Source organism: Abiotrophia sp. (assembly GCF_057275535.1).
Map to the genome: position 1 here is coordinate 99881 of NZ_DBHIRJ010000002.1, position 12595 is coordinate 112475.

At 43.6% G+C, this 12595-nt stretch carries 13 protein-coding genes and 1 pseudogene; 5 read left to right on the forward strand and 9 right to left on the reverse strand.

Features of this window, described 5'->3' with window-relative positions; all coding sequences use genetic code 11:
• Positions 1–23: 23 nt before the first annotated feature.
• The 7 genes from ACO53F_RS01865 to ACO53F_RS01895 all read right to left on the reverse strand — a co-directional run bounded on the left by ACO53F_RS01865 (position 24) and on the right by ACO53F_RS01895 (position 6130).
• Positions 24–1301 carry a UDP-N-acetylglucosamine 1-carboxyvinyltransferase gene (locus tag ACO53F_RS01865; protein WP_485137102.1) on the reverse strand — a complete coding sequence of 426 codons (1278 nt, stop codon included), beginning with the start codon at positions 1299–1301 and terminating at the stop codon, positions 24–26.
• 172 nt (positions 1302–1473) lie between these two features.
• The gene (locus tag ACO53F_RS01870; protein ID WP_485137103.1) at positions 1474–2478 is read right to left on the reverse strand and encodes a MetQ/NlpA family ABC transporter substrate-binding protein; all 1005 of its coding nucleotides are present in this window, start codon (positions 2476–2478) and stop codon (positions 1474–1476) included.
• Positions 2479–2589: 111 nt separating this feature from the next.
• Positions 2590–2940 (reverse strand): hypothetical protein, encoded by a 351-nt coding sequence (locus tag ACO53F_RS01875; protein WP_485137104.1) that lies wholly within the window; start codon positions 2938–2940, stop codon positions 2590–2592.
• A gap of 147 nt (positions 2941–3087) precedes the next feature.
• Positions 3088–3933: an AraC family transcriptional regulator gene (locus ACO53F_RS01880; protein WP_485137105.1), complete on the reverse strand. Its 846-nt coding sequence runs from the start codon at positions 3931–3933 to the stop codon at positions 3088–3090.
• Between the two features lie 89 nt (positions 3934–4022).
• Positions 4023–5612, reverse strand: a complete 1590-nt coding sequence (locus ACO53F_RS01885) for a hypothetical protein (RefSeq protein WP_485137106.1) — start codon at positions 5610–5612, stop codon at positions 4023–4025.
• A gap of 22 nt (positions 5613–5634) precedes the next feature.
• Positions 5635–5916: a helix-turn-helix domain-containing protein gene (locus ACO53F_RS01890; protein WP_456048636.1), complete on the reverse strand. Its 282-nt coding sequence runs from the start codon at positions 5914–5916 to the stop codon at positions 5635–5637.
• Positions 5870–6130, reverse strand: coding sequence for a hypothetical protein (locus ACO53F_RS01895; protein WP_485137107.1), 261 nt, complete (start codon positions 6128–6130; stop codon positions 5870–5872). Before ACO53F_RS01895 ends, ACO53F_RS01890 begins: the two co-directional genes overlap by 47 nt.
• A 249-nt stretch (positions 6131–6379) precedes the next feature.
• On the opposite strand from ACO53F_RS01895, the gene ACO53F_RS01900 reads away from it, so the two are divergent.
• The 5 genes and pseudogenes from ACO53F_RS01900 (at position 6380) to ACO53F_RS01920 (ending at position 10384) form a co-directional block, all read left to right on the forward strand.
• Complete coding sequence (locus ACO53F_RS01900) at positions 6380–6988, forward strand: TetR/AcrR family transcriptional regulator (RefSeq protein WP_314180350.1); 609 nt, start codon at positions 6380–6382, stop codon at positions 6986–6988.
• A gap of 4 nt (positions 6989–6992) precedes the next feature.
• Positions 6993–7880: an ABC transporter ATP-binding protein gene (locus tag ACO53F_RS01905; protein WP_485137108.1), complete on the forward strand. Its 888-nt coding sequence runs from the start codon at positions 6993–6995 to the stop codon at positions 7878–7880.
• On the forward strand, positions 7877–8671 hold the full coding sequence (locus ACO53F_RS01910) for an ABC transporter permease subunit (protein WP_485137109.1): 795 nt from the start codon (positions 7877–7879) through the stop codon (positions 8669–8671). Before ACO53F_RS01905 ends, ACO53F_RS01910 begins: the two co-directional genes overlap by 4 nt.
• Positions 8672–9289: 618 nt before the next feature.
• Positions 9290–9673 carry a MerR family transcriptional regulator gene (locus tag ACO53F_RS01915; protein ID WP_485137110.1) on the forward strand — a complete coding sequence of 128 codons (384 nt, stop codon included), beginning with the start codon at positions 9290–9292 and terminating at the stop codon, positions 9671–9673.
• Positions 9660–10384: pseudogene (locus ACO53F_RS01920) on the forward strand (alcohol dehydrogenase catalytic domain-containing protein). The gene ACO53F_RS01915 and the pseudogene ACO53F_RS01920 overlap by 14 nt, the downstream one beginning before the upstream one ends.
• A gap of 390 nt (positions 10385–10774) precedes the next feature.
• Here ACO53F_RS01920 and ACO53F_RS01925 read toward each other — a convergent pair.
• Both ACO53F_RS01925 and ACO53F_RS01930 read right to left on the reverse strand, forming a co-directional pair.
• The gene (locus ACO53F_RS01925; RefSeq protein WP_485137111.1) at positions 10775–11464 is read right to left on the reverse strand and encodes an aspartate/glutamate racemase family protein; all 690 of its coding nucleotides are present in this window, start codon (positions 11462–11464) and stop codon (positions 10775–10777) included.
• A gap of 561 nt (positions 11465–12025) precedes the next feature.
• Positions 12026–12286 carry a hypothetical protein gene (locus tag ACO53F_RS01930; RefSeq protein WP_485137112.1) on the reverse strand — a complete coding sequence of 87 codons (261 nt, stop codon included), beginning with the start codon at positions 12284–12286 and terminating at the stop codon, positions 12026–12028.
• Positions 12287–12595 lie beyond the last annotated feature (309 nt).

Here is a 12595-nt window from a genome sequence, read left to right on the forward strand (position 1 = left end):
CTCCACTAAACAGCAAAAGGCCCTTAGGCCTCTTGCATCTCGCTTACTTCAATCATTTCAATATCAGCACCTAAATCACGCAGCTTGCCTACGATATTAGAGTAGCCACGTAAGATATGGTCGACGCCAGTAATCTCGGTTACGCCATCCGCCAACAAACCGGCAATGACTAGGCAGGCTCCTGCCCGTAAGTCACTGGCCTTAACTTGCGCCCCACTCAGCTGAGCTGGCCCATTGACCCGAATCATGGCCCCTTCGACCTTGATATCGGCCCCCATACGGTTGAGTTCTGGAATATGTTTGACACGGGCTGGGTAGATAGTGTCGATGATGGTCCCGTTACCTGCCGCAATAGCCAAAAGCGGCGTCAGCGGTTGTTGCAAGTCAGTGGCAAAACCTGGATAAGGCTGGGTCTTGACGCTAACCATGCGGAGGTTTGGACTTGGATGAACGTAGATGGAATCTTCACCAATCTCCAATTGAGCGCCCATTTCTTCAATCTTAGCAATGAAACCTTCGATGTGTTCGAAAATAACGTTATTGACACGGACCCCTTGGCCTGCTGCCACGGCAGCCGTAATATAGGTCCCTGCTTCAATTCGGTCCGGAATGATGGTGTGGGTACAGCCATGCAGATGCTCCACGCCCTCTACCCGGATGACGCTAGTCCCGGCCCCGCGAATCTTAGCTCCCATCTTGTTAAGGAGGTTAACGACATCAATAATTTCCGGTTCGCGAGCGGCGTTCTCAATAATGGTCTTACCCTTGGCCTTCACGGCTGCCAAGATACAGTTGATGGTTGCTCCTACACTGACCACGTCCATGTAGATACGCGCTCCAACAAGGCCTTCTTGGTCGGTCGTCAGAGTCACTACACCAAAGTCGTCCTCTACCTTAGCCCCCAAGGAACGAAAGGCCTTGAGGTGTTGGTCGATTGGGCGAGGGCCTAAGAAGCAGCCCCCTGGCAAGCCAATGACCCCTTCGCCAAAGCGCGACAAAGTCGCCCCCATAAAGTAATAAGAGGCACGTAGGCTCTGAATTTTCCCACTTGGCATTGGGATGGATTTAATTTCGGTTGGATCAATGGTTAAGACATTATCCTTGAAGCTAGCCTTAACATTGAAATCTTCTAAAATCTCGATTAAGGAATAGACGTCTGCAATATCAGGTACACCCTCTAAGACGACTTCCGAATCCGCTAGAATTGCGGCTGGAATTAAGGCAACTGTGGAATTTTTAGCCCCGTTAATGGTAATTTCACCTGTGAGGGGCTTTCCTCCGCGGATAACTAATTTCTTCATTATATAAAACTCCCTAATTTCAGTCTCTATTGATTCTATCTCTATAATTTATAGTGTACCATAAGTCGCCCCAAATATACATAGCAAATGATTGGTTGCGGACTTTTGTTGGCTTAGTCGCTAATCTAAAAAAGCCACTACCTAGTTAGGAAGTGACTTCAATCAGTCATGCTTATTGTGGCATGGTTTGTTCAGTTTGTGGCATTGGATTAGCGGCAGGAGCCCCTTCTGAAGCTGCATCTGCTGGTGCTGCTTCAGGTGCGCTACTTTCCTCGCTGGAAGCAGCTTGAAGACCTGGCAATTCTGCATCTGGATGTTTCTCTCGGTATTCCTTAACTAAATCCCAAGCAGGAATTAAGCCACCCTCAGAGATTTCGGTAATCTTCTTCGCTACGTCTTCTTCTTGGAAGAGTTGCACGATGCGTTGGTAGAGCTTGTTATCCTTGTCTTCCTTACGCACCGCGAAAATGTTGGTACGCTTGAGATTCAAGGTATCGGCCTTGTCACCATAGATGTAGATGGCATCGGTTGGCTTAAATTCAGTCGCCTTGAGGAAGGAATCTTGGATAATCCCGGCATCCACGTCTGGCATAGAAGTCGGAATTTGCGCTGCGTCTAATTCTACTAACTCAATGCCTTTAGGATTGTCAGCAATGTCATCCTTGGTAGGACTTTCCATGTCTGGATCCTTGAGCGTGAAGAGTTTCGCGTCAGTCGCTAAAACCTTGATAGCATAAGCTGAACCAACTGGATCAGATGAGATGGCAATCTTAGCCTTGACTGGTAGTTCGTCCAAGGACTTGTACTTGCTAGAGTAGAGGCGTAAAGGCACTGCGAAAGTGTAGCCAATGTTTTGGAGTTCAGCATTGTGAGCCTTGTTCCAGTCATCCAAGAATACTTGGTGTTGGAAGGCGTTCATATCGATATCGCCATCCAATAAAGCCGTGTTAGGCGTGTTGTAGTCGTTCAGTTCAGTGACCTCTAAGGTAATCCCTTCCTTGGCAGCTTTTTCAGCTACATAGGTCATGATATCCTTCATGGTTGAACCGACAACCCCTATTTTGACGGTCTTGCCTTCGAATTCATTTTGGGCGTGGACAGGTGTCGCAGATAAGCTTGTGAAAGCTAAACCTAAGGCCGCGATCCCGGCGCCGATTTTGCGTAATAAGTTAGACATTATAATGCTCCCTTCTATCTTGAAATGTCAACATGAATAGTATACCACGATTGTTAAAAAAAGAAAGAGGGAACGCACTCGCTTCCCTCTTCTAACTAAATTTTTTCTAGTTTAGGATTGACGTCCGTAAACAAAATAAAGATAGATAAAACCAATCAAGCCAATTGGCACGGCCAAGACCCAGATAATGACAAAGCGGAAAACCTTCCAGGCCAGCATTAGGAGGCCACTGATGAAGAAGACGTTGTCGCCTACAATGAAGTCGACTAGACTCTCATAGACAAACATGGCAAAGGGATAAAGCAAGGCACAAGGCAGGAAAATCAGCAGTTTAGCATCGAATCTCCCCACTTGGCTGACGGATGTAAAGACGAAGAAGGCGTAAAAAGCAAAACCAAATAAATAATGGCGGATTAACCAGTCACGGTTGAGGGATTGAAACATATTCTTCAGTCTATCCATAGGGAATCACCTCTCTAAATTAATGATGCTTCCTATTATAGTCCACTTGCCGGCTCATGTCCAAAATGCACAGGTACTCACAAATAAGTCGTAAAAAAAAACGGGCGCCTGCCAGCAGGCCGCCCGTCTACTTAACTCTGTCCTGGCTTAATCGACTTTGACAATCGGCACCCAGAGTTCCATACGATAGTCTGGCGCCCCCATATTGCCTTCACGATAGACTTCGAAGTCAGGTGCACCCGAATGTTGGAAGCCTTGCTCAGGGAAGAAGACTTCCATGAGGTAGCGCCAACCTGCGTGGATGCAGTCTGGCACTGGCCCATTCAACTCAACCACCGCATATTCAGCCGCTGCCACTTCTAAGATATCGAGCCCCATAGCCTCAGCCTTAGCCCGGTCAGTTACCTCATAGCCGGCCATATAGTTGAGCCGCTCTGGCGTGTCGATGTCGTGGCAGACTCCCAGGCTTTGGCCACTTCCTAGACTGGCTAGATCATCGTGGGACCACTTGCCAAAGAGGTCTTGCCAGACCTGAGGGCACTGGCTACTAGGGATTTGGTTGGCATTGAGCCCTGCCACAGTCAAGGCAGGCTTTTTCTGGATATTGATTTTCATACTATCTCCTCCTTGCAGGGTCAGTCGCAACTGTAATCGCCCAACTAGGCGCAAAGGCGCCCCCTGTCTAATTTGTGTCGGAGTTGCACCATGAAATTTCTTGAAAGCTGCCCCGAAGGCGTCGGCTGATTCATAGCCATATTGGATGGCAATGTCGATAATTCGGGCCTCAGACTGGCGCAGGGCCAGCGCTGCCTCTGTCAAGCGACGTTCCCGCAAATACTCTGACAGTGACGTCCCCGTCAGCATGGAGAAGAGCCGGCTAAACATGGCGTAAGGATAACCCGACAGTCGCGCCACCCGCAACTCATCTAGCTCCCCATCCAGGGTAGACTCCAGATAGTCTAGCGTCCGGTTAAAAGCTTCCATCATATTCATGTGTATGACCTCCTAACAAGTTGAGTATAGCTGAAAAGAAGGGTGGGAGCCCTAGAATTGGGGTGCGAGAAATCTAGGGTTCTATTCTATTAGGGTTCAAATTCTACAATGCCACTGTGAACAGTTAGATCCGGCATGATAACGATGACCTTACGTTTATTAGGATCACTAGTCCCTTCAACTTGGACTTGTATATCCTTTGGAAGCGCCTCGCTATTTTCTAATAGCTGGGTTGGCTTGATTATATCTAGGTAGGCTATACTTAGGCCAACCTTTTCTTTAATTTTAGGTACCTCTACTTCCTTAACGTTACGATAGATTAAATTATATAGGCTAGAAATCGACGAATCTATAATGTCATGAATAGCCCCTTTCATATTAGCAGTATATGATTCTTTTATAAATAACATAATTATTATTACAAGCCCAAACACCATTAGCCTATCTATCAAGTATGTGAAAATCTGATAATAGGCAGGCTTTAGCTCTTCCTCCGACAAACGCCCAAGAAATAAAAGCATATGATAATATGGTCGGTATTTATCAACTAGAGCTATCAAATAATAAGTGACGAGCACCCCTATAGAAGTATACACCTTTATCTTCAATAAATTTGCTTCCATTATCCTCGAACTTTTATTTGTTGGGTTAATAATGTATTCTGGCACTTCACTGGAGGGGTTCAACATCCAAAACTTTTTAGTAAGTAGCGCGGTCCACAAAGTAGCGAACAAGGTAATGCCGGTCCACAGATTGACATTCAACAAAAAAGCAGTTACAACGACTGAACAAATGAAAAACCCAAATGGACTTATAAACAAGCGCAGAACAATGAATATCAGCGAAATGCCACAATAGATATTGATGAATAGCATAAAATATTCCATTTGCACATTTTTTAGTACTTCGAATGGTGCATATTTTGTTACTTCCACATGAAAAACAAGACCGACACTCAACCATAATACAACAAAATACAAAAACTCATAAATAATCTGGCTCGCCTGTTTAGTGGAGCTTTCAGTAAAGAATGATAGCTTTTCATTCCATTTTGCTTCCTTTGCTACTTTCCATAGTGTTATGTTTTCTTTTCTATTAATCCTGACAGCTAAATAGAAAAAGCAAGAGCATAGTGCAACAGTTAGCAACATTACAAATGGATAAGCATCCCTAGTCTCTCTAGATAGACTTGTTACACTTTTAAATTCTTGAATAAATTCCCAGGTAGATGCAATAGGGAGTAGACAAGCATACATAAACGATATCAAAAACACAATTTTATCAAGAAAATCAAGCTCTTTATTAGTAACATTTAAAATCTTATGCTTCGATTCGCTTTTCGTAACGCCTGATTGTAAATGAATAATATTATCGAAATTCAACTTCTTTTTTTTATGATTGTAAAAATATGCTATTTCCCACTTATCACTTTCAGTCTCTTGAATCGTATGCCATGGATTATTGATGAAATTCCTTTCAGGATGATCGACGCGCAGAGCTTCCAGTATTCTATGCCAAAGTCTTATAATTACATTTTTCCGACTCAGCTCATCCTTATATTTTTTATAACTTATCGCTCTAGCTAGAATTTCTTGCTCATGTCTCTCAATATCCTGAAGATTGTATTCCTTGATTTTGTCTTCGTACTTCCTCGTTCTAACAAGTTTAATTTCTTCCAACAGAATCGACTCCTTTACAAGCTTAGCCCTTCTTAGTCAACACCACATTCCATTCATAATTTAATGACTCGACTATCCTCCCCAAGATCCCCACTGTCGGATTGGCTTGGCCACTCTCTAGCCTTGATAGGTTGGCTTGGCGCAGGCCTAGCTTTTCAGCCATTTGAGCTTGGCTTAAGCCTCGCTCTAGTCGCAACTTCACTAACTTCAAAGCTACTTCCTGCCGGGCAGCTTCCTCCGCCAAATCTAAAGTAAAATCAGGATATTGGGAAGCTAAGCGATTCTTTAAGGACTCGAGTGACATGCTCTTCACCCTCCTTTCTTGTCTTGATCTCACCCAAAGGAATAACCAGTGTCTTAGCCTGACCTTTGCCTCGGCCCCATTTTTCAATCACAGCAGGTGTCAACCCCTCCCGCTCAATGATTTCTAAGGCTGCCACTGCCTTGACTGCTTGCTGGTAGGGCAGGCCTTCTACCAGGGCCAGAATGTCTTCTGGAATCTTGTAATGTGCGTCCATGACACGCACCTCCTTTTTCCCATTATATCATATATGATATAATGGGAAAATCGCTTTCAACAGCTAAACCTCCTATATATCAAGACTTTCTTCATTTTGTTATCCTCTCACCACGTAATTTCGCCCACCCTGCACCCTATCTACTAGTAGAACTAGTAGATAGGGTACACAAGTTTCTGACCCCTTCTCAAAAACGGTCAACGGGTCTATAATGAAGTTAACTTCTTAATGAAAGGAGCCAAGAAAGCAATGAATCCTAAGTTTTATGCCCTGCCCCAAGCCAAGCAGGAGGCCATTATCCAAGCCGGCTTCCGCGTCTTCGGCCAGCACGCTTATAAAAAGGCGCCCATGAGCGCCATTGCGGATGCGGCGGGGATTTCCAAGCCCTTGCTTTTTCATTATTTCCATAATAAAAAGGAACTTTACTTTTTCCTCTTCGACCTCTTAGTCCAGCAGACCGAAAACGTCCTAAAAGAAGGAGGCTGCTATGAGACCCTGGATTTCTTCGAGCTCTTCAAGAGCGTGACCCAGACTAAGGTGCAACTAGCCCGTCTCAATCCCGATTGGCTGGCCTTTAGCCTTAAGACCTACTACGAGCAGGATCCCGAGATTATGCCAGAATTGGCCCAACGCATGAAACAAGTCAAGGCGAAACAGGTCCAGCTCATGGACAAGCTAGATATGAGCTGCTTTCGGCCCGATATCGACTTTCAGCTCATGTATAAGGATATGACCTGGGCCGCCCAGGGTTATCTCTGGGAGCATGTCCAGCGAGGGTCCGTTGATCCCGAAACCATCGAGGCGGAATTCAACCAACTAATCGACTTCTGGAAGTCTCTCTATCTTAGAAAGGAGTGATCCTATGTACGCTATTCAAACGCAACAACTGACCAAATCCTACGGCAAGCACCGAGGCATCGAGCGCCTGGACTTGGCCGTTCAGCAGGGCGAGCTCTTTGGCTTTATCGGGCCTAACGGAGCCGGCAAATCCACCACTATCCGCACCCTACTGGGGCTGATTAAGCCTACCAGCGGGAGTGCCCAGGTCCTGGGCTTAGAAGTCGGCCGCCAACAAGGCCAAATCCTACGTCGGGTGGGCTACCTGCCATCCGAAACCCAATTCTATGCCGGCATGACCGCCCGCGACCTACTCAAATTATCTGCTAATCTGAGAGGTCTAGACTGCCAGGCCGAATGTCGCCGCCTCAGCGACCGGCTGCAGCTGGACCTGGGAATTGCTGCAGACCAACTATCTCTGGGTAACCGTAAGAAGGTAGGCATTGTGGCAGCCCTCCAGCACCAACCTGACCTCTTGATTCTGGACGAGCCTACCAGTGGCTTAGACCCCCTGATCCAAGAAGAATTCTTCGCCCTCCTAGAGGAACGCCGTCAAGCTGGCGGGACCGTATTCCTATCTAGCCATGTCCTGTCCGAAGTCCAAAACCATTGCGACCGAGCGGCCATTATCCGCCAAGGGCAAATCGTGGCCACCGAAGATGTCGCTAGCCTCATGAAACACCAAGCCAAACGCGTCAGCCTGTCTGGCCAAGTACCTGGCCTGGCAGACCTAGCCGGCGTCTCCAACTGGCAAGCCAAGGGCAAAGACCAAGCCAGCTTCCTCTATCAAGGAGACCTCAATGCCTTACTAGCCTGCCTGGCGCGTGGCCAAGTTCGCGATTTCAGCCTGGGTGAGCCAAGCCTGGAAGAAATCTTCCGCCACTACTACCAAGAAGGAGGCGATTTGTCATGATTCTATTCCACCACGAATTACGCCAAAGTTGGCGTAGCCTAATCCTGTGGACGGCGGCCATCGCGGGTTTTATGGCCCTGATTTCCCTGCTTTTCCCTCAAGTTAAGGACCAAATGGCTAGTATCAACGGCCTGATTAGCACCATGGGCGCCTTCTCCGACGCCTTCGGCCTGGGCAAGCTCAACATGGGAACCTTCATCGGCTTCTATACCGTTGAATGTCAAAGCGTCCTAGGCCTGGGCGGCGCCCTCTATGCCGCCATTGTAGCCAGCAATTCCCTAGCCAAAGAAGAACAAGCCGGCACCGCCGAATTCCTGCTGACCCATCCCCTGAGTCGGGCTTCTGTTATCACCAGCAAAGCCTTGGCCCTCGTCAGCCAGCTTCTGATACTCAACGCGGTGACCCTAGCAGTTGTTCTGTTAAGTCTGACCCTGATGGGTGAGTCCGCGCCTATGGGCCAACTTCTACTCTTGCACTTGGCCTATCTAATCTTACACCTCGAGTTCATCGCCCTCTGCCTGAGCCTGTCGGCCTTGTCCGGCAAACGTCGCGGCACCGGTCTAGGCGCCGGCATCGGCTTGGTGCTAGGCTTCTACCTAGCCAACCTAGTCGCCAATATTGCCCCTGGACTGGGCGCCCTCAAATGGCTCACGCCCTTCGCTTACGTGGACGGCGCCGAAATCATTCCTAATGGCAGCCTAAACCTAGGCTATGTCGGAGTAGGGCTGGTCTTGTCAGCCTGCTCGCTAGCAGTGGCTTATTGGTGGTTTGGTCGGAAGGATGTAGGGTAGAATATAAAAGTTAAAGCCATCAAGTTTATAAACTTGATGGCTTTTTTGTCACTGGCATTAAGGCTGAGACGCTTATACAAATAATTAGATTGTTTTTATGAACTATGGGCGCTATCGGCTCAGACTTCGCAAATTTTGTAGAAAATAAGTAAGGAAAAGGGAAATTCCTTACCAATACTACCATCATTCACTAATTTAGTGGTAAGGAAAACGGTAAGGAATTTCCTATTTTTAAGCACAAAAAACACCCCACACAGAGTGTAGGGCGTTCCAAAAACGTTGATATAATCGTATCGATTAACGTTTTGAGAATTGGCTAGCTTTACGAGCTTTCTTAAGACCTGGTTGGTGGAATCTACACCTCTTTAAATACTAAAAGCCTTTATTATTGCACTTTTATCGCTATGTACTTTTCACTTTACGTTATATAATTTCAAATAATTTCATTTGAATAAGGTAAATTTCGCAACACTTCCAAAAAATAGAATACTGAGCTAGAGGTTACCTTTATTGTATGAGATACCTTTTTACTTTTCTAGTGAGTTAATAAAAAAATAATTTTTTATTGACCTTCACATCATGCCAAGCTGTATAATGATAGTACAAGGAGGAAAAGAAATGAGGATTGGAGAGGTTTCTAAATTGACGAATGTCAGTATGAGATCGTTGCGCTATTATGAGGAAAAAGGATTAATCCATCCAAAAAGATTAAAGAACGGTTACCGTGATTATGATAAATTAACGCTAGAGCGAATTAAGACATTAAAATTATATTTTGATTTAGGTTTAACAACAGCAGAAATGCAGCAGGTCATGGGTTGTGATCCCTTTGTTTTTCTGTATAAGAACCTTATGTGTAAAGATGTTATTATGATTTATGAGGATAAGCTTAAAGAAGTTAGCCATCAAATTCAGATTTTACAACAGATTGAATCCCGCTTAAAAGAGCGATTGATGAAAATTTATCATTTAAAGGAGGATAGCATAAATGAAAGGTATTGAAATAGTGAATTATGGCGGACCGAAGGTTGCTAAGGTTCGAACATTTAACAGTCCCGTTAGACGAGCAGGAGAAGTGATGATTCAAGTAGTTGCCTCTTCAATTAATCCAGTAGACATAAAGTATATGACGCCGGAAACGATTCAGAAAGTCCCTTCTTTCCCAACAATTCTAGATTGGGATATTGCTGGGATTATAATAGAAGCTGATATGAATTCAAATTTTTCCGCTGGTGAGCGTGTGGTGGCTTTTCATCCACAAGGGAGCTGGCAGTGCAGTGTCGGCTATTACGCACTTCAATTTGCTCTGAAAATGGGAGTTAAAGCATCTGGCTTAGTAAGAAATAAAAAAAAAAAATGAGCATAAATTTATTAGACACAGAAATTTATACAAATGATGATCCTATTCCTGAATTTGATGCTGTCTTTGATACGGCAGGTGTACTAAATCGTATTGATGTTATCCACAAGGGTGGAAGACTCGTGACTGTCAGCGATGAACAGATTGATCCACAAGTACTAAAACATACCTCTTTTGCTGAACATAATTACGTTAGAGTAAACAAGGAAGACTTGGAAGAAATTGTCCATCTTGTTTCGGAAACAAAGATAGAAACCAGAGTTGCAAAGATATATTCTTTTAATAATGTTCAGGAAGCTCTAGCACAGGCTATAAAGTCTGGGAATAATGGAAAAGTCATGCTCATTTTCTAGAAGTCTGGGACAATAGCCTTCCCGATTAAAGTAAGAAGCAACGGTTTACTGCTGTTGCTTTTTGTGTTGTAGAGATAGTCTTGGCAAAATATAAGGGGAACCTAAATTTCATTAAATACTAAAAGCCTTTATTACTACACTTTTATCATTTTCAGCCTTTCTGCAAAGAAACTAATATTTTCTAAAATCCTAGTTTCTACAATACCATATCACCATATCAATTTTCCGTCACTTCTATCATTAAGAATTTTTCCTACTAAAACTTCTGAAAATTATCTAACATCCTCTTTTTTATCTCTTTTTAGAAAGCTTGTATAAAAATATCGTGAATCAAATCCCCCAATAATTGACTTATAGCCTTAAGAACTTAAGCTAAATACAACCAGTCTTTCACTCAATCCCCAGCTCCGCTGCTTTCTCTGCATGGATAACTGTTGTGTCATAAAGAGGAAGAGCTATATCAGCTTGCTTTACTAGAAGACCAATCTCTGTGCAGCCTAGGATAACGGCTTCTGCACCAGCATTTTTTAAATCGTCTATAACGGTAAGATATGTCTGTTTTGAACTTTCTCTGATATCTCCCAGACAGAGTTCATCATAGATAATTCGATTGACGTCCGCAATGCCTGCTTGGTCTGGAATCAGCACTTCCAGCCCAGATTCTAGTAATTTCTCCTTGTAAAAGTCCTGGGTCATGGTGTACTTAGTCCCCAAGAGTCCAACCTTTCGAATACCGTCATCTACCAGAGCTTGAGCAGTTGCTTGCGCAATGTGCAAAATTGGAATTGCAATTTTCTTCTGAATCTGCGGTGCAACCTTGTGCATGGTATTGGTACAGATGACGATAAAGTCAGCCCCCGCCTGCTCTAAGCGCTGGGCAATGTCCGCCAGCACCTGCGCACTCTTGTCCCAGTCTCCAACAGCCTGATAATGCTCAATCTCCGCAAAATCCACACTGTAAAGCAGGATTTTAGCCGAATGCAGACCGCCTAGTTCCCTTTTGATAGTTTCATTGATAATTTGGTAGTAAGAAGTGGTGCTTTCCCAACTCATACCCCCGATTAAACCGATTGTTTTCATCGTCTAATTAAACTCCTCCTTGTTAATGATGCCAATGAATTGTATAATATGCTACTGTGAGATCTGTTTCCGACAGCAATCGCAAACAACACTTCCATGATAGTCGTTTCTTTACATTCTTCCACAAAGGTATCAATAATAATTTGGTTCATAACAATCTTAATTTATATGACTAAATCCAGATTTTTAGCTGATCACTCTATCATCAAATTTGGCCAATTTATATAGTTTATATTCATAGTGATAGGTGGAATAAGTTAACAAAAAACCAGTTGTATTATACTGTAAGAAAAAATGTGGTAGTTATTCAAATGGGCTGTCCTCATTATATCACTGAAATCCCTTACTTACAATATATTATTCCCAACTTACAACATATTATTCCCAACCTAAAATATCTGATTGCCAAATTCTCAACTTGTTCATTCTATTCTTTAAACAAAACTAAGAGAACTGAGCATACTGCTCTGCAAGTTTGCCTTATTTCGAAGTATCATAAAGATTATGGCGACGAAAAACTACTAAATAAAGTAAGAAAATAATCCATAGAATTGGAAGCCCCTAGTTCACCAGAGAAAGACCAGCTGTAAACGGCATAGTCTTAAACAGAATAGATAAGATAAGGAGTAAAACAACTAACACAATGAAAGAGGGGGCGTTTTCAACTGTAACAGAGACATTGTCATTTTCTTTGATATCTATAAGTAATGTCTGACTTGTAAATCCCAGAATGTCTTTCATATAAAGAGAATGTTTTCCTGCCGATAGTTCAATTTGCTTATCTACAATTGCAGTAACTCTGCCTTGATTGACATCGTCCACTATCAGACACTTTCAACGTTCAGAATTCGTACGAATCAAGTTGTATCTAATACAACGACACTAGGAAATTGGCAGACATTTTCTCCTCATTATCAGCAATTACTAAATAGCTATAAAATTGATGATTCCGAAAATTTATTATCTTCTTCAATTGATAACGATAATGTTATTTTCTTTTGGGCAAAAGATTCTGGTAACATGAATAGTGTCATTAAAATTATGAAGGAACATTATAATAAAAATGTGTACTTCGAAGAGGTTGAGAAAGTAACATCTGAAATGAGTATTTTTAAACTAAAAGAAGAATAA